Here is a 22,544-nt window from a genome sequence, read left to right on the forward strand (position 1 = left end):
GCCGCGGTCAGCATGGCCAAGCATTTTGGCGTCACCCGCATCGCCCTTCCGACCAACGGCAACGCCGGCGCGGCGCTGGCCGCCTATGCCGCCCGCGCGGGCATGGGCTCGCTGGTCATCTGTCCGGCAGAAACGCCCGACATCAACATCCGCGAGACAGCCGCTTACGGCGCCGAGGTGATCGTCGCCGATGGGCAGATCGACGAGTGCGGCCGCATTGTCGGCGAGGGCGCCGCTGCGGGCAAATGGTTCGACTGCTCGACCTTGAAGGAGCCCTACCGGCTCGAGGGCAAGAAGGTGATGGGGCTCGAGCTCGCCGAGCAGCTCGGCTGGGAACTGCCCGACGCCATCTTCTACCCGACCGGCGGCGGCACCGGCCTGATCGGCATGTGGAAGGGCTTCGACGAACTTGAAAGGATCGGGCTGATCGGGCCCAAACGCCCGCGGATGATTGCGGTCCAGGCGGCCGGCTGCGCGCCGATGGTCCGCGCCTGGGAAAATGGCGATGAATTTGCCGAGCGCTGGGAAGGGGCGGCGACCATGGCCACCGGCATCCGCGTACCCAAGGCGGTCGGCGATTTCCTGATCCTCCGCGCGGTCCGGGAAAGCGGCGGCGCGGCGATTGCGGTCTCCGAAGAGGCGATCATGGAAGCGGTCGACGATGCCGCCCGGCTCGACGGCATGCTGCTGTGCCCGGAGGGCGGGGCGGTGCTCGCCGCCTGGCGCCATGCGCTGGAGCGCAAGCTGGTCGGGGCGGACGAGCGGGTCGTGCTGTTCAACTGCGCCAACGGCAACAAATATCCGCTGGCCGATCGCTCGCGGCGCATGAGTCTCGCCGACACCGACGCCGCCAGCCTCTAGGGCTAGCCGATCAGCCCGAGATAATCTTGCACCACGTCGGTAAGCGCGGCCGACCAGGTGAAAGCCGTTGCCGCCGCGGCCGCAGCGCTGCCGAGCAGGGATCGTTTCCGATCGTTGCGCGCCAGGCCGGTCAGCGCTTCGGCGTAGCCCGCGACATCGTGCGGCGGCACCAGCACGCCATTGTCGTTGTGCGAAATCAGCGCCTGAGCGCTCGGCACGTCGGCGCTGACCACCGCCAGGCCCGACGACATCGCCTCCAGGTTTACGTTGCCGAACGCCTCGGTCGTGCTTGGGTTGATCAACACATCGGCGCTGGCAATGGCCGTGGCCAACTCCTTGCCCGACAGATGCCCCAGGAAGCGCGCTCCGCCGGGCAGTTGCCGCGCAAATTCGATCTTGGCCGGTCCGTCGCCGACGATCATCGGACGCACGATCAGGCCCGCCTCGATTGATTTGGCGATGGCTTGGGAAAATTCGCCAATCCCCTTTTCGCGGACCAGGCGGCCGAAGAACAGGGGAATGACGTCCTCGTCGCCCCAGCCCTGCGACCGGCGCCAATCGAGGCTGCGATGCGAAGGGTGGAATAATTGCCGGTCGACCCCGCGCGACCAGACGGCCAGGCGATTGCCCATTTCCCAGGCTTTCAGTTCCTCCAGGATCTGCTGGTTGGGGACCAGCACCAGGTCGGACCGGGCATAAAAATTCCTGAGGTAACGCTCGACCCACGGCCTGAGCGGCCGCAGCCCATAATATTCGAAATAGGTTTCGAACCGCGTGTGCAGGCTGGTGACCAGCGGGCAGCCTAGCTCGCGCGCCAACGCCTGGGCCTGGTATCCTTGGGGGTCGGGCGCGGAGACATGAATATGCGTCGGCGCGAACCGCCGGACATCCGCCCGGGTTTTCCTGTCGATGCCCAGCGACAATCGATACTCGCTTCGCCCCGGGATCGCGATCGAACGGACCGATACCAGGTCTCCGGCCGGCTCGAACGCCGGCCTGGCTACCGTCGGCGAATAGACCCGGACCTGCGCGCCTTGCTGCAACAGATAGGAAACGAGGTGATTGAGGGCATTGTTCGCGCCGTCGCGCACGCAATTATAATTGCCCGAAAACAGCGCGATCCTGAGATCCTTGGCACTGCAGTTGCGCATTGGCGAGCGATCGGGGGCGCCCGCAAAAAGGCTGGCCCTTTCGAGCGCAATTGACCGAACGTCCGGATCTCGAATCAAATCCATGACCTGCTTGCTCCAGGGACAAGACGCCGGACAGGGCGCTTATCCGCAGTGGCTTTCTGCAGAATGAACAAGCCTGATCTGGGAGATATCTGCGATTGGCTGGACGCAGTAAACCCCGGAGACCGAAGTCTCCGGGGTTCCATGGTTCGCTTCCGAAGATTTGAACCACGCCAATAAAACGGCCGTCTCCTTTTGCAGTTCCACGGATTGCAAAATAATTTTCATCAAAGCGTCATTGAGCCAAGCGCGGCCATCTGCTTGCATGCCGTTGTGCCCCAGACTTGGAACTTCGCGATCGATCGCGGCGGGACCTTCACCGACATTGTCGCGACTGCCTCCGACGGCCCGCAGCGGGTCGAGAAATTGCTGTCGGAAAATCCCGGCCAATATGACGATGCCGCGCTGGAGGGCATCCGCCGCATCCTTGCCGAGGAAGGCGGCGCGCTCGGCGATGTGCGCATGGGCACCACCGTCGCCACCAATGCGCTGCTCGAACGCACGGGTGAGCGGACCGCGCTGGCGATCACCGCCGGCTTCGGCGATGCGCTGCGGATCGGCTACCAGGCGCGGCCCGAGATTTTTGCCAGGCACATCGTGCTGCCGGGGATGCTCTATGAAACGGTCATCGAGATCGAGGAGCGGATCGGCGCCGATGGGTCGATCGTCCGGCCGCTCGATGAAACCCGCGCCCGCGCCGACCTCGAAATCCTGAAGGCGAGAGGCTTCGACGCGCTGGCGATCGTCCTGATGCACGGCTGGCGCTTCACCGATCATGAGGATCGGCTTGCAGGGCTCGCCCGCGAACTCGGCTTTGCCCAAATCTCGGTCAGTCATGAGGTCGCGCCGCTGATCAAGTTGATCGGTCGCGGCGACACGACCGTGGTCGATGCCTATCTGTCGCCGATCCTGCGCCGTTACGTCGACAAGGTCGCTGCGGGGCTGGGCAAGGGCGCCCGGCTGCAGTTCATGCAGTCCAACGGCGGCCTAACCGAAGCCCGCGCCTTTCGCGGCAAGGATGCGATCCTGTCCGGCCCGGCCGGCGGGGTGGTCGGCATGGTCGCTGTCAGCGTCCCGCACGGGTCGGATCACCTGATCGGCTTCGACATGGGTGGCACTTCGACCGATGTCTCCCACTATGCAGGACATTATGAACTCGGTGACGAGAATTTGATCGCCGGCGTGCGCATCCGCGCGCCGATGATGCAGATCCATACCATTGCCGCGGGCGGCGGATCGATCTGCCGATTCGACGGAATGCGCTTCCGCGTCGGCCCGGAGTCCGCCGGAGCGCGCCCGGGTCCCGCCTGTTACCGCGCCGGCGGCCCGCTGACGGTCACCGACTGCAACCTGTTCCTGGGACGGATCGACCCGGCCAATTTCCCTGCCGTATTCGGCCCAGATGGCGACCATCCGCTGGACCCCGACGCATCGCGGGCACGGCTGCAGGAGGTTTCCGACGCGCTCGGCGGCACCAAGAGCCTCGAGGAGATTGCCGAAGGCTTCCTCCACATCGCGGTCGACAATATGGCCGCCGCGATCCGCAAAATCTCGATTGCCCGCGGTCATGATGTAACGCGTTACACGCTCGCCTGCTTCGGCGGGGCGGGCGGTCAGCATGCCTGCCGCGTTGCCGATGCGCTCGGCATGGAGCGCATCCTGGTTCACCCGCTGGCCGGCGTGCTGTCCGCCCATGGTATCGGCCTCGCCGAAGTGAAGGCGGTTCGCGAGGCAAGCTGGCTGAAGCCGCTCGGCGAGGATTTTTCCGATGGCGTGCTTGCGCTTGAAGCCTTGGCAGGCGCGGACCTGCTCGAACAGGGCTTCGAGCCAGCACAAATCCGCTTCGAGCGCCGCGCCCGCCTGCGCACGCCGGGCAGCGACACGACCATTACGATCGAGCTTGGCACGGCCGACGACATGCGTGCTGCGTTCGAGGCGCTGCACCGCCAGCGCTTCGGCTACATCGATGAGGCCGAGCCCATCCTCGATACGCTGACGGCGCAAGCGATCGGCAAATCCTCCCCGAGCTTGCTCGGGGAGGGGGACCATGACGCGAAGCGACATGGTGGAGGGGCCTCTCCGTCAGGCCTGCGGCCTGCCGCCTCCCCCGGAAATCCGGGGGAGGAGACGATCGGCCCCGCCCTGATCTTCGACCCCTCCTCGACCATAATCGTCGAGCCCGGCTGGCGCGCGGAGCGGGCAGGGGATGGCACCCTGATCCTGACCCGCACAGTACCGCTCGAACGTACCCACGCCGTCGGCACCCACGTCGATCCGGTCCGGCTGGAGATTTTCAACAACCTGTTCATGGCCATCGCCGAGGAAATGGGCGTGGCGCTGCAGTCGACTGCCACCTCGGTCAATATCAAGGAACGGCTCGATTTCAGCTGCGCGATCTTCGACGCATCGGGCGCCCTGATCGCCAACGCCCCGCATATTCGGGTGTATTTGGGCTCGATGGGCGAAAGCATTCGCACGATCATCGACACTCGTGGGCAAGGTAGGGACGGGCGCGGCATCCGCCGCGGCGACGCCTATGTGCTGAACGATCCCTATCGCGGCGGCACGCACCTCCCCGACATCACGGTGATCGTGCCCGTCTTCTATGGCGACGAGGCTGGGCCTTCCGCCTTTGTCGCGGCGCGCGGCCACCATGCCGATATCGGCGGGATCGCGCCCGGCTCGATGCCGCCCGACAGCCGAACGATCGCGGACGAAGGCGTGCTGATCGACAATCAGCTGTTGGTCGACGAAGGCCATTTCCGCGAAGCGGAGATGCGCGCGTTGCTGGCCAGCGGCGAACTTCCGGCGCGCAACCCAGACCGCAACATCTCCGACCTTAGGGCGCAGCTGGCCGCCTGCGTCCGCGGCGCCGAGACGCTGGTCCAGACCGCCCGCGAATATGGCTCTGACGTTGTCGCGGCCTATATGGATCATGTCCTCGCCAACGCCGAGGAGTCGGTCCGCCGCTTGCTCGACCGGCTCGACGACGGCGAATTTGCCTATGAAATGGACAACGGCGCGCGCGTTTCGGTGAAAATAAGCATCGATAAGGTAGCGCGTTCGGCCACTTTCGATTTCGCCGGCACGTCGCCCCAGCAGCCCGACAACTTCAACGCGCCTTTTTCGATCGTCCGCGCCGCCTCGCTCTATGTCGTCCGTACCCTGATCGACGATGTCATTCCGATGAATGACGGGTGCCTGCGACCGATCAGGTTGGTGGTGCCCGACGGCTCGATGCTCAACCCGCATCATCCCGCCGCCGTGGTCGCCGGCAATGTCGAGACCAGCCAGGTCGTCACCGATACGCTGTTCGCCGCGACCGGTCGGCTTGCTCCTTCGCAAGGGACGATGAACAATTTCACCTTCGGCAATCAGCGGCACCAATATTATGAGACGATCTGCGGCGGCTCGGGGGCCGGGCCGGACCATGACGGGACCAGCGCGGTGCAGACGCATATGACCAACAGCCGCCTGACCGACCCCGAGATCCTCGAAACGAGGCTGCCGGTCCGCCTGGACGAGTTTTCCGTCCGTAGGAATTCGGGCGGCGTAGGATTTCACAATGGCGGCGATGGCGTCATCCGAAGTGTCACCTTCCTCGAGCCGATGCGTGCCAACATCCTCGCCAACCGCCGCAAGGTGGCGCCGCGCGGCCTCAACGGCGGCGGCGACGCCCAGCCCGGCCGCAACTGGGTCGAGCGCGCGGACGGCACAGTCGAGGAATTGACCGCGACCGACTGGGCCGAGGTTGGTGTCGGAGATCGCTTCGTCATCCAAACGCCGGGCGGCGGCGGGTTTGGTATTCCTCCCCGGAACGGGGAGGGGGACCATGCGCAGCATGGTGGAGGGGCCGACCGGTCATGATCAACTACTGGCCGCTGATCGGCATCACGCTGGTCGTCATCGGCTTCGCGCTAAAGTTCAATCCGATGCTGGTCGTGACGGTATCGGCGATCGTCACTGGCTTGATCGCTGGCATGGACAGGCACGAAGTCATTTCGACTTTTGGTAAGGCATTCAACGACAACCGGATCATCGCGATTGTCTGGATCGTGCTGCCCGTGATCGGCCTGCTCGAGCGCTTCGGGCTGCAGCAGCGCGCGATGACCCTGATACGCGGTTTCAAGAACGCCAAGGTGGGCCGGCTTCTAGTCCTTTACCTGATTTACCGGCAGGTCAGTTCGGCGGTAGGATTGAAGGATACCGGCGGACACGCGCAAACCGTGCGCCCACTGGTCGCCCCGATGGCGCTGGCCGCGGCGGAAAAGCTGCATGGTGAGTTGACCAAAGACGAAGTCGAGCAGGTCAAGGCATACTCCGCCGCGACCGAGAACGTCGGTGTGTTCTTTGGCGAGGACATCTTCGTCGCAATCGGTTCGATCGTGCTGATCCAGCAAATCCTGGCCGGTTACGGCTACAATCTCGCCCCGCTCGAGTTGGCGCTATGGGCGATCCCGAGTGCGATGTGTGCCTTCGTGATTCATAGCACCCGGCTGCTGCTGTTTGATCGCAAGCTGGGGAGGCGCGGCCAATGATCACGCTTCACTGGCTCTATGCGCTCGCTGGGGCGATGTTCGCCGCCTTTGCGCTGCTCTCGGCGTTCGACCAATCCAATAAAAAGCGCCTCGGCAATGCTGCCTTCTGGGGCCTGATGGCGCTCAGCCTGTTGGGCGGCGACGCGATCGGTGATTTCGGCAATGGGCTGCTGGTGCTCGGTCTCGCCGGCCTCGCCGGCTTCGGCTTCATTGGCCGCAGCCACCCGCCGACCACCAGCGAGGCGGAGCGCCAGGATTGGTCTGACCGCCTTGGCAACAGGCTGTTCCTGCCGGCCTTGATCATCCCCGCGACTGCGCTGATCGGCACGCTCGCCTATAATTACACCCCGCTCGGCACTTATGGCTGGATTGAACCCAAGCGCGAAACCTATGTCTTTCTCGGCCTTGGCGTGCTGCTCGCCCTCGGCGCCATCTTCGCCTGGCTGCGACCGCCCCCCGTCGCTCCTCTGCAGGAAGGCCGCCGCCTGATCGACGCCATCGGCTGGGCGGCGGTGCTGCCGCAAATGCTGGCCTCGCTCGGAGTCCTCTTCGCCGCCGCCGGCGTGGGTGATGCGATCGGCTCGCTCACCCGCATGGTCATACCGGAAGGCAGCGTCTTCCTCACCGTCGCCGTGTTCGGGCTGGGCATGGCGATCTTCACCATGGTGATGGGCAATGCCTTCGCTGCCTTCCCGGTAATGGCGGCGGCGATCGGCGTGCCGTTGCTGATCCAGGGCTATGGCGGCGATCCGGCGGTGGTCGGCGCGATCGGCATGCTGGCCGGCTTCTGCGGAACGCTGATGACCCCCATGGCCGCCAACTTCAATTTGGTCCCGGCGGCGCTGCTCGAGTTCAGGGACCAATATGGCGTGATCCGGGCGCAGGTGGCGACCGCGCTGCCGCTGCTGGTCGTCACATATTGCTGATTTACTGGCTGGCATTCCGATGAAGCTCGACGCCGCCCTCGCCAGCAATTTCGCACACATCGCGCTGGGCCATGTCACGCGCGAATATCCCCACAAGCTCGACCATGTGCTGCTGGGGGACGATGATGCGCTTCCGCCGCGTGTGCTGCATCCGATCTTCTACGGCAGCTTCGACTGGCACAGCTGCGTCCACGGCTGGTGGACCCTGCTGACCCTCAAGCGGCTGTTCCCGGACATCGGAGAAGCTGCCGCAATCACCAGGCCGGCGGGCGCTAGCTTCACGGCGGAGACGGTCGCGGCTGAGCTCACTTATCTCGACCGTCCGCTGTCGGCCGGATTCGAGCGGCCCTATGGCTGGGGCTGGCTGCTTTATCTCCACTTCGAGGCCTCGCGGCACGAAGGTCGCAGTTGGGCCGCCCAGCTGGAGCCCCTGGCCCGCGCCTTCGCGGAGCGGTTCAAAGCCTATCTGCCCAAGCTAACCTACCCGATCCGTGTCGGCACCCACTTCAACACGGCATTCTCGCTGATCCTGGCGCTCGAATGGGCCGAGCGGTTCGACGACATGCTGGCCGACGCCATCGGGGAATGGGCGATCGACCGGTTCGGCCGGGACCGCGACTGCCAGGCGTGGGAGCCGGGAAGTGACGAGTTCCTGTCGCCCGCGCTGATCGAAGCGCTATGCATGTCACGGGTGTTGCCCTCAGCCGAGTTCGCCGACTGGTTCGCTGCCTTCCTGCCGCGCGTCGCAGACCGCGAACCCGCAACTCTCTTCACGCCTGCCTTCGTCAGCGACCGCAGCGATGGCAAGATCGCGCACCTCGACGGGCTCAACCTCAGCCGCGCCTGGTGCTGGCGCGAGCTCGGCTGTCCCGCACATGCCGAGGCCCATCTCGCCGTCGCGCTGCCGCACGTCGCCGGCGACTATATGGGCGAGCATTGGCTGGCGAGCTTCGCCTTGCTGGCGACGCTTGCGGAGTAGGCCTTCTAGATTCTTTCGAGTCCGCAGACGGGACAATGACTTCTGACCATTTCGAGAGTGCCAGTCGGCAACCACCCATGGCGCAGATACTTGTAAAGTAGCGTGTCACAGGACTCGCAACGAATGCGCGTGGAAAGCAGGGCGACAATCATTGCCGCGCCGAAAAGCCAGTAGGACGCTGAAATCGATAGATAAAGTATTTTAGGCAAATAAATCAGTCCTGCGAAGACGGCCGAGCAGACCAGAAATTGGACCCTTACCCAAGACTTCAAACCGTCCTCCATCGAAGTGCGAACGGTGCCGGCTGAGGGATTTGAACCCCCGACCTTCGGTTTACAAAACCGCTGCACTACCACTGTGCTAAGCCGGCGCGCCCGAACGGGCCGCTAATGCGTCAGACGATGCCGAAGGTCCAGCCCTCGGTTTGCGCCAATTCCTTCGTCAGGCCCGCTGGCGAAAAGGCCAAGGGATGTTCGAGATGTGCCCTCATCCCGGCCGCCGTGACCAGCGCGTCGGTCTGGTGATCATTGGGCTCGAACCGCAATCGAACCGGCCTGCCGCCCAGCCCAAGCAGCGCCCGGTTAAGGTCGGCCCGGGTCCTGAGTTTCTTGCCACTCATTCCTGCATTGCGAAGGTAGATGCGGGTGTAGATCTCAACGACGGCGCTGCCTTCAACGGGCAGCGGATCCATTGGCCAGACTGCAACTTTGCCATTGAGGTGATGGAGTAATCGCATCCCCGAAAAGCTGGCCTTGGCAACCTGTGCCGCGCCGATCGCGTCGTAAACGGTCGATAGCTTTCCGCCGCCCGCCGCGTTTAAGGCCATTTCGCATTGCCGGAAGTGGATGAAATCGCCCTTGGCTCCATCGGCGATGCCGAAATAAAAGTGGCGGCGGTGCGCCTCCTCCAGAAAGGAGGCCGCGCCCAAATCCTCGTCACGGCTGAGTGCGTCGACATAGGCCCAGAAATCACGGGCATTGTCGGGAATTCCCTGCTCGCCAGGCAAGTAAGCGCCGCGCTCGGCGAATGGCGGGGCGAAGCTGAAGTCAAAACCGAACAGCGTCGGCTCCTTGTTCGCGCGCTCGATCAGCCAGTCGAGCACCTCCTGTCTCGACCAGGCATGGCCGGGCCGGACCAGCCGCGGCGCATCGTCCCCACGCGCCTCGGCGATGGCGATCCCCTTGTGCCGCTTGCCCTTCGCGCCAGACCAGTCGACCGCAACGCAGGCCTTGAAGCGGCTCACACCAGCGGCGGCTGGCTGTCGTCCTCGCTCGCTGCCTTCTTCAGCCGCGGCGGCGGCGCGTTGCCCTCATGCCATTCCTCCAGCAGCCGCGCCGCATAGTCGCGCCCGCCGAGGCCGAAGGCGATGGCCGTCGCCACGGCGGCGGAGCCGAGGATCAGGCCGAACGCCAGCATGACGATCTGGTCGGCCAGGCCCATGAAGGTCAGGCCGATCGCGGTGAACAACGCGATGATCGCATATTTGACGATAATCTCGGCATAGCTGGTTCGTTCGGTCGAGGCACCGACCAGGCCGGCCATGATGCGGGCCAGCACGAAGCCCACCACGATAATCACCGTCCCGAAGATGACCTTGCCGCCAAGCTCGGTGACCTGGATCATCAATGCCGCCGTGTCGTTGCCGCCCAAGCGGTGGAGCGCCTCGATGCCGGCAAGGAGCAGCAGCGCAGTCATGGCCACTGCGCCGGCAACCTTTGACGGCGAGATGTTGCGCGGCATCGCACCGAGCGAGTGAATGAAATTGTCGAACCCGAGGCTGGGCAGGACGGTTTCGATCAAATTCTTGACCCACTTCGCGATGACGAAAGCGATCGCCAGCCACAGTACCGCCGCCAGCACATTGGGGATCGCCAGGGCGATCAGGTTGAGCATGTTCTTGGCCGGCTCGGACACCGCTTCGATGTGCAAAATGTCGAGCGAGGCGATGGCGGCGAAGATGATGATCACCGCCGACACGGTCATGCCGACCGCCCGGGCGATCGTGCTGCGCGCGGGCGACACGCCTTCGCTCGCCGTGCCGTCAGTGTCGACGGCGACCGGAGTCTCGCTAAGTCTGACGCCAACGTGGCCGGCCAGCCGCTCGAGATTTAGCGCGCCCAGTGCCGCTTCGATGATGTGACGGACGATCCGCGCCAAAATCAGGCCGGCGAAGAAGAACAGGCCGGCGCCGAGCATGCGGGGCAGGAAGGCAAATACCTCGTTGGTCATGGCGGTGACCGGGGTCAGCACGCCCGACAGCCCGAGCGGCTGCAGCGCCGCGATCAAGCCGACCAGCCACACCAGCCAATAGGCCAGCCGCCCAAGCTCCGTGCCGATGCTGTCGCCGCCGACATCGGGGTGACGTTTCAGCACCGGCATCCGGTCGATCAGCTTGGCAACGCCCCACTGCACCGCCTTGGCGACGAAATGGGTGACGACCAGGATCAGCAGGGCAAGCAGGACCTTGGGTCCCCACAGGATAAGCTGGTCCTGCCAGTAACGGGCGGGTTCGGTGCTCTGGTACATCAGTCTCCCCTTGTCCTAATCCTTTGACTGCCTCTCTCGGCGCATTTCTTCCCAATAGGCAAGCCGCTCCGCGACCTTCGCCTCAAAGCCGCGCCCGGTCGGCTTGTAAAACTCCTGCAGGCTCATTTCCTCGGGCCAATAGTTGGCGCCCGAGAAGCCTTCATCGGCGTCATGGTCATAGGCATAGCCCTTGCCGTAGCCGATATCCTTCATCAGCCGGGTCGGGGCGTTGAGAATGGTCTTGGGCGGCATCAGCGAGCCCGTCTCCTGCGCCGAGCGCCAGGCCGCGCCCTGTGCCTTGTAGGCGGCGTTCGATTTGGGCGCCGTTGCGAGGTAGAGGCAGGCCTGGACGATCGCCAGCTCGCCTTCGGGCGAGCCCAGGAAATCATAGGCTTCCTTGGCCGCGATGCACTGCACCAGCGCTTGCGGGTCGGCCATGCCCACATCCTCGACCGCGGCGCGGATCAGGCGGCGGAGCACGAATAGCGGCTCCTCGCCGGCCACCAGCATTCGCGCGAGATAATAGAGCGACGCCTGCGGGTCCGAGCCGCGGATCGACTTATGCAGCGCCGAGATGAGGTTGTAATGGCCCTCGCGGTCCTTGTCGTAGACCGCGACCCGCCGCTGCAGGAAGCTGGCCAGGCCAGCTGGATCGAGCGGCGCTTCCAACCCGACGTCGAATAGGGTCTCGGCCTGGTTGAGCAGGAAGCGGCCGTCGCCGTCGGCGCTGGCGACCAGCGCCTCCTTCGCTTCCGGCGTCAGGGGTATTGGCTTGCCCTCCAGCTCCCCGGCCCGGTCGAGCAGCTTGCCCAGCGCCCCGCTGTCCAGCCGATGGAGGATCAGCACCTGGCAGCGCGACAGCAGCGCCGCATTGAGTTCGAAGCTGGGGTTTTCGGTGGTCGCTCCGACGAGCGTGATCGTCCCGTCCTCGACATAGGGCAGGAATCCGTCCTGCTGCGAGCGGTTGAATCGGTGGATCTCGTCCACGAATAATAGGGTTCGCTTCTCAGCTTTGGCGGCGACCCTCGCTTCGGCGAACACCTTCTTCAAGTCGGCCACACCCGAAAACACCGCCGAGAGCGCCACAAAGCGCAGCCCAACGGCATCGGCCAGCAGCCGGGCGATGCTGGTCTTCCCTGTCCCGGGCGGGCCCCACAAGATCATTGAGCTCAGTTTTCCGGCGGCCACCATGCGGCCGATCGCGCCGTCAGGGCCGGTCAGATGCTCCTGCCCGACCACCTCGTCGAGCAACCTTGGCCGCAGTCGGTCGGCTAGCGGCGCATGCGCCGACACTTCCTCATTAGGCGTGCCCGGCGGCAGCTCATCGGCGAACAAATCGGACATCGGTCGTTGCAATAAGCCGGTCTGCAGAAAGTTGCATCCATCCTTGACGAGATGCATCTACGATATATCTTAGAGCTATCGTAAGGAGAGAAAGATGCATTTTCACTATGAGTGCGACGATCACGACAATCACCGGCGTCATGCCGGCGGCCGCGGCCGGTCGTTCCGCTTCGGGCCATTCGACTTTGACTTCGATTTCGACGGCGCTCCGGGGCGCGCCGGCTGGGGCGGCGGCCGCCGCGGCCGGACAAGCAAGCGGATGTTTTCGGGTGGCGAGCTTCGCCTGGTGCTGTTGAAGCTGATCGCTGATCAGCCGCGGCACGGCTATGAGCTGATCAAGGCAATCGAGGACATGACCGGCGGCGAATATGCTCCGAGCCCCGGTGTCGTTTATCCGACGCTGACCATGCTTGAGGACATGGGTCACATTGCCGAGAAGAAGTCCAAGGACAGCAAAAAGGTCTTTGAGGCGACCGCCGATGGCCGCACCCATCTCGACGAGAACTCCGACGAGGTGGACGAACTGATCGAGCGGCTCGAAGGCCATGGCCACAGCCGGCGCCGCGGACAGCGGCCGGAGATCGGCCGGGCGATCGGCAATTTGATGACCGCGCTCCGCAACCGGATCGCCCATGAAGGGTGGAACGAGCAGCTGCTAAACGAAGTCGTCGATATCCTCGACGAAGCCGCTCAGCGGATCGAGCGGGTCAAGGACGCGAAGCCTGAGGATCCTGGCGACGATTGAGCCGCCGCTGCCGCTCGATAACTCGCTCATAGACGTGCAGCACGACCGAGTTGATCGCGTCCCAGTCCATCGTCTTGGCGAATTCCAGCCCTGCGGCGCCATGCCTGGCCCGCAAGGCCGGATCGCGCTGATACTCGGCCAATGAATCGGCGAAGCAGTCGATGTCGCCGGGGTCGGACAGCTTGCCGGTCACATCATCCTTGACCAGGCTGGTCGCACCGGTCGCGACTGCTGCGATCACCGGCAGGCCGGAAGCCATCGCTTCCAGCGTGACGTTGCCGAACGTCTCGGTAATCGACGGGTTGAAGAACACGTCGGTGGACGCGAGCGCGGTCGCCAGCTCTTCGCCAGTCAATTGGCCGGTGAAAATGGCATCGGGCAAACGATCGGCAAAATAGGCCCGGGCAGGTCCGTCGCCGATCGCGACAACCTTTAGCGCGACGCCTTTGGCTCGCGCTGCGTCGATCGCATCGGCGAAGACGTCGAGGCCCTTTTCGAGCACCAGCCGGCCGAGGAATGACACCACCATTTCATCATCGCCGATCCCGTGCGCCTTGCGCCAGTCGAGGCTGCGGCGCTCGGGATTGAATTGCGCCCGGTCGATGCCGCGCGCCCAGATCGAAATATCCTTGTTCATCCGCTGGGCGCGGAGGATGGCGGCGGTGGATTCGGCGGGAGCGACGATCGCGTCGCAGCGCCGGTAGTAGCGCCGGGTGATCGCCCGGACCACCGGCTCTAGCCACTGCAGCCGGTAATATTGCAGGTAGGTATCGAACCTGGTGTGGACCGAGGACACCACCGGAATGCCGCGCTTTCGGGCCCAGGTGACCGCCCGGTGCGATACGATGTCGGGCGCAGACACATGGACGATGTTCGGCTTGAACTCATCGAGGTCGCGGCGAACCCGAGGCGATAGGCTGACGGCCAGCTGATATTCGGACCGGCCGGGGATCGGCACCGAGGGCACGCTGACCAGCTCGCCGGTCGGATCGAAGGCCGGCGTGTCGGTCGTCGGCGAATAGACGCGCACCTGCGCGCCCTGACGGAGCAGATAACCAACCAGCCGGTTTAGCGCCTGGTTGGCGCCGTCACGGACATAGTTATAATTGCCCGAGAACAGGGCGATGCGGAGCTCTTCGGGCTTCATCCGCCATGCCCTTAGCGGCAGAAAAGCGCCCGCTGCAACCGCTGGAGGCATTCGATCACCACCAAGCGCTCCATGCCGCCCGCCGGTTCAAGCGACGCGCGGCTGCTAATTCTCGGCAGCCTGCCGGGCGAAGCCTCGCTGCGCGCACAGCGATATTATGCCCATCCGCGCAACCAATTCTGGCGGCTGTTGGGGACGGCCATCGGCGAAGAGCTTGCGGAAATGGGCTATGGTGATCGTCTGGCCCGGCTGGCAGCGCGGGGCATCGCCCTGTGGGATGTGGTCGGCGAAGCCACCAGGCAGGGCAGCCTCGACGGAGCGATCCGGGCTGCAACTCCGAACCGGTTAGCTGAGTATGCAGCCACGCTTCCGCGGTTGGGTGCGGTTGCCTTCAACGGAAAAACAGCGGCGCGATTGGGCCGGATCGCGCTGGCCGGCGTTGGTCGGGTCCAGTTGATCGACCTGCCATCCTCCAGTCCGGCCTACACCATCCCCCTTGCCGACAAGTTGATTATCTGGTCGCGGCTTGGCCCGCTTGCATGCGCAAAAGAAGCTGCCACATTGGGCCCCTATGACCGAAGACACGATCGAGGATGATGAAGACCAGGCGCTGACCATGGTCGACGAGGCACTGGTTGCGGGCAATATCGCCAATACCAACGGCTTGCTGGTGATCCTCGCGCGGCTGGTCGCCAAGGGCGTGTTCGACGCCGAAGACCTGCACGCCTTCTCTGACAGCTATTCCAAGCCGCTCGATCATGAGCATATGCGGGAGAATGAGCTGATCAGTCAGATGCAGGATCAGATGGAGGCGACGCTCGCCCAGCTGATGCATTATCTGTCCGACAAGGGCGGGCCGGAAGAATAGCTGGTGACCCCTACGGGACTCGAACCCGTGTTTTCGCCGTGAGAGGGCGACGTCCTAGACCGCTAGACGAAGGGGCCACGGCCATGGCGGCAAGGCCGCGCATATGGTGGGTTCGGCCGCGCTAGTCAATCAGGCCATTTTGCTCGCTTCAAGCGCCTCCTGCCCATCCAGAAACATCAGGCAATAGCGGGCAATTCGCGAAGCGGACTGCCCGTCACCAAACGGCAGGCATGGTCGCCCCATCGCCCGCAAGGCGGCGCGATCCCGCTTCAACCGCAACACCGCCTCAACGATGCGATCGGGATCGGTCCCGACCAATTCCATTGTCCCGGTCGCGAGGCCCTCGGGACGCTCGGTCTTGTCGCGCAACACCAGCAGCGGGACGCCGAGGGCCGGCGCCTCTTCCTGGATTCCGCCGCTGTCGCTCAACACGAGGTCGACCCGGCGCATCGCGTCGATCATCGCGCTGTGCGACAGCGGCGCAACCAGCCGCACCCGGTTCCTGCCGCCCAGCAATTTGGTGAGCTGTTCGGTGACGCTGGGGTTTGGTGGCAAGACCACGTCGCTATCGACCTTGCGCTGGGCCAGGTCACCGATCGCGCCCGCCAATCGGTCAAGTCCGCTGCCCCAATTCCCGCGGCGGTGGCAAGTGACCAGCAAGGTGAACTGCCGTCCCGGCCACCACCGCCTCCTTGGCTTGGCCGGTAGCGGCCCGGCAATCTCGGCCAGGGCATCAATCCCGCTGTTGCCGGTGATCCGCACCTCCCCGCCGACCTTGTCGCGGCGCAGGTTGGCGGCGTTACCCGATGTCGGCGCGAACAACAGGTCGGCCAGGCGGTCGATGGTCACCCGATTTTCCTCCTCGGGCCATGGCATGTTGGGGTCGTAGGTCCGCAGGCCCGCCTCGACATGGGCGAGCGGCGTGCCGGTCTCCCGAGCCGCCAACGCTCCTCCAAGCGCGCTCGACGTGTCGCCCTGGACGACCAGGAGATCGGGCAGGTCGAGGGGCAGCAATCGCCGCAACGCACCACGCACCAGCTCGGCGTGAAGCATTGGATCCGGTTGGCCCGGGCAGTTGAGCTGCGTTGCGGCAAAGCTCTCAAGCCGATGGTCGCCAAGCTCCAGTCCCGGATGCTGGCCGGTGACGAACAGGTGCGGCGGCTCGCCAAGGGCGGCGAGGGCATGAGCGACAGGACTCAGCTTGATGGCTTCGGGGCGCGTTCCAACAATGAACGCGATACGATACTGGCGCAGCTTTCCCCCTAGCTTCGGCGGACGGAGCATTGCCGAACCAACCGCCGCTGGCAAGCCGGTTCGTAACCTGCGTTAGGAAAGGGCTGGACAAGGCCGCCACCCCTTGCTCCTATCGCCACCTCATTCGGGGGGACGGATTGGCCAAGAGACCATCAATCGACGGCGTGCTGGTGGCGCAGGTGACCGACCTGCACATCGGCTTCGACTCCGACAATCCGCACGAAATGAACGTGCGCCGCCTGAACATGGTGATCGACCAGCTCAACGAGATGAAGCAGAAGCCGTCGCTGCTGCTAGTTACGGGCGACCTGGTCGAGAATGCCGAGGATCTCGACGCCTATCGGCATATGAAGGCGCTGGTGGCCCGGTGGGAGGGCCCGGTGGTTTGGGCGCTCGGCAATCATGACGGCCGCGCCGAGTTCCGCCAGATATTCCCGGACGTCCCGACCGACGAGCATGGCTTCGTTCAATATGAGCTCGACCATGGCGGCCTCCGGTGGATCGTGCTCGACACGCTCGACCCGGGACGCCACGGCGGCATGATCTGCGAAGATCGGGCGGCCTGGCTCAAGAAACGGCTGCGCGAGCGCAAGGATGTGCCGACCGTCATCATCCTGCACCATCCACCGGTCGACACCGGCATTGACTGGATGAGCGCGCTCAGCTGCGAGCTGTGGGTCCAGCGGCTCGAGGCGATCGTCAAACCGGCCAAGCAGGTGGTCGGCATGGTTGCCGGCCATGTGCACCGCCCGATCGCCACCAGCTTCGCCGGCAAGCAATTGGCGGTGTGTCCTTCAACGGCGCCGTGGGTGGCGCTCGATCTTGAAGACATTGACCCCAAGAGGCCTGACGGCCGGCCGCTGATTGTTGCCGATCCGCCGGCCTTCGCGCTCCACTATTGGAACGGCGAGCGGCTGCTGAGTCACTTCGACGTAGCCGGGCCGCGCAATGTGATTGCGTCCTATGACAGCAACGCGATTCCGATGATCCGCAATTTCCTAACGGAGCGCGGAACGGGCTGACGGGGTCAGGCCGTGAACGCGCGGAACGGGCTGAGCCCTAGCGGAAATTGTCGGCGTAGGCCTGCAACTTGAGGACGCCGGGCGCTGCCGGAACCAGGTGGACGGTCAGCCCCTTGCGCTCGGCATAGACCAGCGCTTCTTCCTTGGAATCGAACCGCAGCCGGATCTGGGTGTTGGTGTCGCCCGACCCATTCCAGCCGGTCAGCGGGTCGGGCCGCTGCGCCTGTTGCCGTTCGAACTCCAGCGTCCAACTACCAGCCTGGGCCTTGCCCGACTGCGTGGTCTTGCGCTGTTCCTGGACGATGCGGGCGACGGTCATGTGCGGCGGATTGGCGGAAGCGGAGGCAGGAATCAAGAGCTTGCGCGCTTGGTCTTGAGGGTCGGCGGCGCGGCAGCCGGATCGTCCGGCCAGGGATGCTTGGGGTAGCGGCCCCGCATTTCCTTGGCGACATCGCGCCAGCTTCCCGCCCAGAAAGCGGGGAGGTCCTTGGTGGTCTGGATCGGGCGGTGCGCCGGCGACGTGATCGCCAGCGTCAGCGGTACGCGCCCGCCCGCCACCATCGGATGTTCCTTCAGCCCATAAAGCGCCTGCGCGCGAACCTCGACGGTCGGTCCGCCGGGTGCGGCATAATCGATCGGATGGGAGGAGCCCGCCGGCGTCTCGAACATCGTCGGAGCCAGCCGATCGATCGCCCGGCCCGCTTCATAACCGAGCAAGCCCTGTAGCGCATTGTGCAGTGAGTTTGCGGAGATGCCGTCCAGCCGCCGCTTGCCGTGCAGCAACGGTGCCAGCCATTCTTCGGCCCGCGCCAGCAGCACGCCGTCCGACAGATCGGCAATGACCTCGTCGTGAAGGGCGGCGAAGGCGGCGCGCTGGCGAAGGGCAATGGCGGCCTCGCTCCACGGCAGGATGGCAAGTCCATGCCGGCGAACCGCCTCGAGCAGGCCAGCCTCGATCGCCGCCTGATTGGGTCGCGGATCGGGAGCGGACGACAGCTTGATCGAGCCGAGGCGGCGGCCCTTGGTCGCGCTGATCGCCGCCGTCGCCGGATCGAAGCGGACTTCGGTGTAACTCTCGATCTCCGTCGCAAACAAACTTTCGATTTCGCCCATCTCGATTGCCGCAGCGGACAGGATTCGCGCTCCCGAGGCTGCCCCAGCCACCTCTGCCACGGCCAGCCACTCGCTCCGCGCCAGGGGCGAGGTCGGATCGAGCCGAAAGCCCCTCCCGCCGACCGACTGCCATTGCTCGCCCGTAGCATCGCGGCGGCGTGAAATCCGATCGGGGAACGCAAGGCCAATGGCGAGAGCCAGCATGTGCCCCTGCGAAGGCAGGGGCCCAGACCGCTGCTGAAAGGCAGCGCCTGCGGCGCTGGACTGGATCCCGGCCTTCGCCGGGAAACTGGAATTGCTCCAGCGATCCGCCATCCGTTTCGCCGCCTGCGCTCTCGGCGAGCGGTCGCCCTGCCAGCGGCGATGGCGCAGTTCAAGGTCGGGATCATTGCCGCCCAGCCCGCGCTCGGTCAGCAGCGCGGCAGCATCGGCAGCCGCCCGGGCAAATCCGCCTTCCCTTGCCTCGATCAACATGTGCGCCAGCCGCGGCTCCAACGGGATCGCCGCGATCGCGCGCCCATGTTGCGTGATGTGCCCAGCATCATCGATTGCACGGAGGCGAGCTAGCCGCTGCCGTGCCTCGGCCAGCGCCGAGACAGGGGGTAGGTCAAGAAATGGCAGCTTCGCCGGGTCATTCTCGCCCCACTGCAGGCAGGTCAGCACCAGGCTGCTTAAATCCGCTTCCAAAATCTCGGGCGGATCATGTGCCGGCAAAGAGGCATTGGCCGCTTCCTCCCACAGGCGGATGGCGACGCCCGGGGCTTGCCGCGCGGCACGCCCGGCGCGCTGGGTGACGGCAGCGCGGCTGGCGCGTTCGGTCACCAGCCGCGTCAGGCCGGCGCCGCGATCGTAGCGGGGCCGGCGGGCGAGGCCGCTATCCACTACAATCCGTACGGCATCGAGCGTCAGACTGGTCTCGGCGATCGCGCTGGCCAGCACCAGCTTGCGCGTGCCCGGCTTGGGCGGGGCAAGCGCGGCCCGCTGCTGGGCCGGCTCGATTGCGCCGTGCAGGCGGTGCAGCACCACATTATTCGGCAGCTTGCCCAACGCTTCGGCCGTGCGCTCGATCTCGGCTACGCCTGGCAGGAAGGCGAGCAGCGAGCCATCATGTTCGCTCAAAGCAGCACGGATCGCCGAGGCCATTTGCGGTTCGATCCGCCGGGCCGCGTCGCGGCCTTCGTGGATCAGGGTCAGCGGGTAGCTCCTGCCCTCGCTCTCGATAGTCGGCGGGTTGTTCAACAAGCGAGCGAAGCGCTCGCTGTCGAGCGTTGCCGACATCGGCAGGATGCGGAGATCGGGCCGCAATCCCTCGGCCGCGTCGAGGGTCAGGGCCAGCGCCAGGTCGCTATCGAGAATCCGCTCATGCACTTCGTCGAACAGCACGGCGCTGACGCCGCCAAGTTCGGGGTCCGCCTGCAGCCGCGCCAGGTAAACGCCATGGGTCATGGCGATGACCCGCGTCGCCTTGCCGACCTTGCTGTCCAGCCGGGTCGCATAGCCGATTGTCGACCCGGCCTCTTCGCCCCGCTCCCGCGCCATAAATTCGGCCGCGCTACGAGCCGCGAGGCGCCGTGGAACCAGCAGCAACACCTGGCCCGTGCACCAGCTCTCGTCGAGCAAGGCCGGCGCTACCCGGGTCGTCTTGCCCGCGCCCGGTGGCGCCATCAGCAGCGCGCGCGAGCCGTCGCGGAGCGCTTGCAGCAGCTCCGGCAAGACATCATCGATCGGCAGGCGGGTCCGGCTCACGCGCTATTGCGGCATCTCGACATGTCCCCCGAAACCGAAACGCATCGCCGACAACAGCTGGTCGGCGTAGCTATACTCGACCCGGCTGCGGAAGCGCGCAAACAAAGCAGCAGCGAGGACGTCGACCGGCACCGCCTCTTCGATGGCAGCGTCGATGGTCCATCGCCCCTCGCCGGAATCCGCGACGCGCCCCGAATATTTCTGGAGAGACTGGTCGTCGGCCAAGGCGATGGCGATGAGGTCGAGCAGCCAGGAGGAAATGACGCTGCCGCGACGCCAGACTTCGCTGATATCCGACAGGTTCAGATCGAACCGCATCTCTTCGGGCAAATCTTCCTTGGCCCGCTGCTTCAATATGTCGAAGCCCTCGGCATAGGCCTGCATCATGCCATATTCGATGCCGTTATGGACCATCTTGACGAAGTGGCCCGACCCGGCGGAGCCGCAGTGGACATAGCCCATTTCGGCCTGCCACTCGCCCTCGGTCTTGGGGCGATGCGTGCGCGGGATGGTACCGACGCCCGGGGCCAGCGCGCGCAGGATCGGGTCGATATGCTTCACCGCCGCATCGTCACCGCCGATCATCATGCAATAGCCGCGATCGAGACCCCAGACGCCGCCCGAAACGCCGACATCGATGAAGGTGAGACCGCGCTCCTTGAGCCATTTGGCGCGCTCCAGATCATGCTTCCAGAAGCTGTTGCCACCGTCGATGATGATGTCGCCGTCGCGCGCTATCTCGCCGATTTCGCGCATCACCTTCTCGGTGATCTCGCCGGCGGGAAGCATGATCCAGTAAATGGCCGGCGAGGGAAGTAGCGCGGCTATGTCGGCGAGGCTGGAGGCGCCGGTGGCGCCATTCTTGACCGCTTCGGCGACGGCGGCCGGGTCGCGATCATGGGCGACGACCTCGTGGCCGTGCTGAACCAGGCGGTGCGCCATATTGCCGCCCATGCGGCCCAGTCCGATCATCGCCAGCTTCATGCGCGCCTCCACCTAACCGACAGGCGCCGGCTACGCCTCAATAAGCCCGGGCTACCGCAAACTCGACCGCTTCGGCTAGCGCCGCCTTGGCCCGGCTGGCGGGGAAGGGAGCAAGCGCGTCGATCGCCCGGCGACCATAATGCCGCGCCCGTTCCAACGTATCGGACAATGCGCCGGTCTCTTGAATCAGGGTCGTGGCGAGCGCGAGATCATCGTCCGAGATCCTGTCGCCCTGCATCGCCGCCTTCCAGAAGGCGCGGTCGTCTGCCGAGCCACGGGCGTAAGCGAGGATCACTGGCAGTGTCACCTTGCCGTCGCGGAAGTCGTCGCCGCGGCCCTTGCCCATGGTCGCCTCGTCCGACGAATAGTCGATCGCATCGTCGACCAGCTGGAAAGCGATGCCGAGGTAGCGGCCGTAGGATTCAAGCGCTTCCTCCGCCTCTTCGCCAGCCTCGGCAACAACCGGCGAAATGCGGCAGGCGGCGGCGAACAGGGCGGCGGTCTTGGCGTTGATAATGTGGAGGTAATGCTCCTCGCTGGTCTCGACCTGGCGCTGTGCGGTCAGCTGGTCGACCTCGCCCTCGGCGATCACGGCGGAAGCATGGCTGAGGATTCTGAGCACCTTCAGGCTGCCGTCCTCGACCATCAGTTCGAAGGCGCGGCTGAACAGGAAATCGCCGACCAGCACGCTGGCCGGATTGCCCCAGATGATGTTGGCGGTGCGCTTGCCGCGCCGCATGCCGGAGCCGTCAACCACGTCATCGTGGAGCAGGGTGGCGGTGTGGATGAACTCGACTGCGGCGGCGAGCTTGTGGTGACGCGCGCCGGTGTAATCGAGCAGCGCCGCGCTCGCCAGGGTCAGCATCGGCCGCATCCGCTTGCCGCCGCCGGCGATGAGGTGGCCGGCCAGCTCTGGGATCAGCGCGACCTTCGACTGCATCCGCTCTAGGATGACGGCATTGACCGCGTTCATGTCGGCCGAGGTCAACGCGATCATCGGATCGAGCGATGGCGCGCGCTTGTCGCCGAGGCTGTGGACGGAGGCAGTCACGGCCGCTGCCCTAGCGGGTGGGCGGCCGTTTTCCTAGCCTCCGGCAGTTGAACGCCTGCGCAGAAAATCCTGTCCTACAGCCACTCGATCATGCGATGCAGCGCGCAAGCGCTCTTTCGCATCGTCAGCATCCGTCAGCCAGATCGCCCAAGCCCCGCTAACTTCACGAAAATGGCGCCTGCCTCCATGAAATTAGTGAAGTTAAGGG

Annotated in this window: 18 protein-coding genes, 2 tRNA genes and 1 pseudogene; 9 read left to right on the forward strand and 12 right to left on the reverse strand. The window is 65.1% G+C overall.

Annotated features, from left to right (window positions below; all coding sequences use genetic code 11):
• Positions 1–861: threonine synthase (locus Q0C64_RS06125; RefSeq protein ID WP_294121562.1), on the forward strand; the 861-nt coding region annotated here is incomplete at its 5' end.
• Positions 862–863: 2 nt separating this feature from the next.
• Here the strand turns inward: Q0C64_RS06125 and Q0C64_RS06130 are convergent.
• Positions 864–2,012, reverse strand: a complete 1,149-nt coding sequence (locus tag Q0C64_RS06130) for a glycosyltransferase family 1 protein (protein WP_294121565.1) — start codon at positions 2,010–2,012, stop codon at positions 864–866.
• A 354-nt stretch (positions 2,013–2,366) separates the two neighbouring features.
• On the opposite strand from Q0C64_RS06130, the gene Q0C64_RS06135 reads away from it, so the two are divergent.
• From Q0C64_RS06135 to Q0C64_RS06150, 4 genes and pseudogenes are all read left to right on the forward strand, one after another.
• A complete protein-coding gene (locus tag Q0C64_RS06135; protein WP_294121566.1) occupies positions 2,367–5,960 on the forward strand; it encodes a hydantoinase B/oxoprolinase family protein in 3,594 nt (1,197 codons plus the stop codon).
• Positions 5,957–6,631 carry a DUF969 domain-containing protein gene (locus tag Q0C64_RS06140; protein WP_294121568.1) on the forward strand — a complete coding sequence of 225 codons (675 nt, stop codon included), beginning with the start codon at positions 5,957–5,959 and terminating at the stop codon, positions 6,629–6,631. Before Q0C64_RS06135 ends, Q0C64_RS06140 begins: the two co-directional genes overlap by 4 nt.
• Positions 6,628–7,580 (forward strand): annotated as a pseudogene (locus Q0C64_RS06145) (DUF979 domain-containing protein). The gene Q0C64_RS06140 and the pseudogene Q0C64_RS06145 overlap by 4 nt, the downstream one beginning before the upstream one ends.
• Complete coding sequence (locus Q0C64_RS06150; protein WP_294121571.1) at positions 7,577–8,536, forward strand: DUF2891 domain-containing protein; 960 nt, start codon at positions 7,577–7,579, stop codon at positions 8,534–8,536. The pseudogene Q0C64_RS06145 and the gene Q0C64_RS06150 overlap by 4 nt, the downstream one beginning before the upstream one ends.
• 298 nt (positions 8,537–8,834) lie before the next feature.
• On the opposite strand, the gene Q0C64_RS06155 is transcribed toward Q0C64_RS06150, so the two are convergent.
• The 4 genes from Q0C64_RS06155 to Q0C64_RS06170 all read right to left on the reverse strand — a co-directional run bounded on the left by Q0C64_RS06155 (position 8,835) and on the right by Q0C64_RS06170 (position 12,406).
• Positions 8,835–8,906 (reverse strand) — tRNA-Thr (locus Q0C64_RS06155).
• Between the two features lie 24 nt (positions 8,907–8,930).
• A complete protein-coding gene (locus tag Q0C64_RS06160; RefSeq protein WP_294121573.1) occupies positions 8,931–9,779 on the reverse strand; it encodes a hypothetical protein in 849 nt (282 codons plus the stop codon).
• Positions 9,776–11,062 carry a mechanosensitive ion channel gene (locus Q0C64_RS06165; RefSeq protein WP_294121576.1) on the reverse strand — a complete coding sequence of 429 codons (1,287 nt, stop codon included), beginning with the start codon at positions 11,060–11,062 and terminating at the stop codon, positions 9,776–9,778. The genes Q0C64_RS06160 and Q0C64_RS06165 overlap by 4 nt, the downstream gene beginning before the upstream one ends.
• A 15-nt stretch (positions 11,063–11,077) precedes the next feature.
• A complete protein-coding gene (locus Q0C64_RS06170) occupies positions 11,078–12,406 on the reverse strand; it encodes a replication-associated recombination protein A (RefSeq protein ID WP_294121580.1) in 1,329 nt (442 codons plus the stop codon).
• 94 nt (positions 12,407–12,500) lie between these two features.
• Here Q0C64_RS06170 and Q0C64_RS06175 point away from each other — a divergent pair, with 94 nt between their 5' ends.
• Positions 12,501–13,151 (forward strand): PadR family transcriptional regulator, encoded by a 651-nt coding sequence (locus Q0C64_RS06175; RefSeq protein WP_294121583.1) that lies wholly within the window; start codon positions 12,501–12,503, stop codon positions 13,149–13,151.
• Here Q0C64_RS06175 and Q0C64_RS06180 read toward each other — a convergent pair.
• Complete coding sequence (locus tag Q0C64_RS06180) at positions 13,114–14,298, reverse strand: glycosyltransferase family 1 protein (RefSeq protein ID WP_294121585.1); 1,185 nt, start codon at positions 14,296–14,298, stop codon at positions 13,114–13,116. The two genes, Q0C64_RS06175 and Q0C64_RS06180, sit on opposite strands and share 38 nt — an antisense overlap.
• A gap of 72 nt (positions 14,299–14,370) precedes the next feature.
• Here Q0C64_RS06180 and Q0C64_RS06185 point away from each other — a divergent pair, with 72 nt between their 5' ends.
• Both Q0C64_RS06185 and Q0C64_RS06190 read left to right on the forward strand, forming a co-directional pair.
• Entirely contained in the window at positions 14,371–14,895 is a 525-nt protein-coding gene (locus tag Q0C64_RS06185) for a DNA-deoxyinosine glycosylase (protein ID WP_294121587.1), read from the forward strand.
• Complete coding sequence (locus tag Q0C64_RS06190; protein WP_294121589.1) at positions 14,870–15,166, forward strand: hypothetical protein; 297 nt, start codon at positions 14,870–14,872, stop codon at positions 15,164–15,166. The genes Q0C64_RS06185 and Q0C64_RS06190 overlap by 26 nt, the downstream gene beginning before the upstream one ends.
• Position 15,167: 1 nt before the next feature.
• Here the strand turns inward: Q0C64_RS06190 and Q0C64_RS06195 are convergent.
• A tRNA-Glu gene (locus Q0C64_RS06195) sits at positions 15,168–15,243 on the reverse strand.
• Positions 15,244–15,295: 52 nt separating this feature from the next.
• Complete coding sequence (gene wecB / locus Q0C64_RS06200) at positions 15,296–16,450, reverse strand: UDP-N-acetylglucosamine 2-epimerase (non-hydrolyzing) (protein ID WP_294121590.1); 1,155 nt, start codon at positions 16,448–16,450, stop codon at positions 15,296–15,298.
• A 107-nt stretch (positions 16,451–16,557) separates the two neighbouring features.
• On the opposite strand from wecB, the gene Q0C64_RS06205 reads away from it, so the two are divergent.
• The gene (locus Q0C64_RS06205; protein ID WP_294121591.1) at positions 16,558–17,442 is read left to right on the forward strand and encodes a phosphodiesterase; all 885 of its coding nucleotides are present in this window, start codon (positions 16,558–16,560) and stop codon (positions 17,440–17,442) included.
• A 37-nt stretch (positions 17,443–17,479) separates the two neighbouring features.
• On the opposite strand, the gene Q0C64_RS06210 is transcribed toward Q0C64_RS06205, so the two are convergent.
• The 4 genes from Q0C64_RS06210 to Q0C64_RS06225 are packed head-to-tail and all read right to left on the reverse strand — an operon-like array spanning position 17,480 to position 22,336.
• The gene (locus Q0C64_RS06210) at positions 17,480–17,761 is read right to left on the reverse strand and encodes an NADH dehydrogenase ubiquinone Fe-S protein 4 (RefSeq protein WP_294121593.1); all 282 of its coding nucleotides are present in this window, start codon (positions 17,759–17,761) and stop codon (positions 17,480–17,482) included.
• A gap of 32 nt (positions 17,762–17,793) precedes the next feature.
• Complete coding sequence (gene hrpB / locus Q0C64_RS06215) at positions 17,794–20,301, reverse strand: ATP-dependent helicase HrpB (RefSeq protein WP_294121595.1); 2,508 nt, start codon at positions 20,299–20,301, stop codon at positions 17,794–17,796.
• Positions 20,302–20,304: 3 nt separating this feature from the next.
• Complete coding sequence (gene gnd / locus Q0C64_RS06220) at positions 20,305–21,285, reverse strand: phosphogluconate dehydrogenase (NAD(+)-dependent, decarboxylating) (RefSeq protein ID WP_294121597.1); 981 nt, start codon at positions 21,283–21,285, stop codon at positions 20,305–20,307.
• 37 nt (positions 21,286–21,322) lie between these two features.
• Positions 21,323–22,336 carry a polyprenyl synthetase family protein gene (locus tag Q0C64_RS06225; protein ID WP_294121599.1) on the reverse strand — a complete coding sequence of 338 codons (1,014 nt, stop codon included), beginning with the start codon at positions 22,334–22,336 and terminating at the stop codon, positions 21,323–21,325.
• Positions 22,337–22,544 lie beyond the last annotated feature (208 nt).

The organism is Sphingomonas sp., assembly GCF_023266535.1.
Lineage (GTDB): Bacteria > Pseudomonadota > Alphaproteobacteria > Sphingomonadales > Sphingomonadaceae > Sphingomicrobium.

What these genes read in the sequence shown, in the direction of transcription:
- Q0C64_RS06165 (WP_294121576.1), bottom strand. Translation starts at nt 11,062, where the DNA reads ATGTACCAGAGCACCGAACCCGCCCGTTACTGGCAGGACCAGCTTATC.
- Q0C64_RS06130 (WP_294121565.1), bottom strand. Translation starts at nt 2,012, where the DNA reads ATGCGCAACTGCAGTGCCAAGGATCTCAGGATCGCGCTGTTTTCGGGC.
- Q0C64_RS06140 (WP_294121568.1), top strand. Translation starts at nt 5,957, where the DNA reads ATGATCAACTACTGGCCGCTGATCGGCATCACGCTGGTCGTCATCGGC.
- Q0C64_RS06150 (WP_294121571.1), top strand. Translation starts at nt 7,577, where the DNA reads ATGAAGCTCGACGCCGCCCTCGCCAGCAATTTCGCACACATCGCGCTG.
- Q0C64_RS06170 (WP_294121580.1), bottom strand. Translation starts at nt 12,406, where the DNA reads ATGTCCGATTTGTTCGCCGATGAGCTGCCGCCGGGCACGCCTAATGAG.
- wecB (WP_294121590.1), bottom strand. Translation starts at nt 16,450, where the DNA reads ATGCTCCGTCCGCCGAAGCTAGGGGGAAAGCTGCGCCAGTATCGTATC.
- Q0C64_RS06185 (WP_294121587.1), top strand. Translation starts at nt 14,371, where the DNA reads ATGCCGCCCGCCGGTTCAAGCGACGCGCGGCTGCTAATTCTCGGCAGC.
- Q0C64_RS06210 (WP_294121593.1), bottom strand. Translation starts at nt 17,761, where the DNA reads ATGACCGTCGCCCGCATCGTCCAGGAACAGCGCAAGACCACGCAGTCG.
- Q0C64_RS06175 (WP_294121583.1), top strand. Translation starts at nt 12,501, where the DNA reads ATGCATTTTCACTATGAGTGCGACGATCACGACAATCACCGGCGTCAT.
- gnd (WP_294121597.1), bottom strand. Translation starts at nt 21,285, where the DNA reads ATGAAGCTGGCGATGATCGGACTGGGCCGCATGGGCGGCAATATGGCG.
- Q0C64_RS06190 (WP_294121589.1), top strand. Translation starts at nt 14,870, where the DNA reads ATGACCGAAGACACGATCGAGGATGATGAAGACCAGGCGCTGACCATG.
- Q0C64_RS06180 (WP_294121585.1), bottom strand. Translation starts at nt 14,298, where the DNA reads ATGAAGCCCGAAGAGCTCCGCATCGCCCTGTTCTCGGGCAATTATAAC.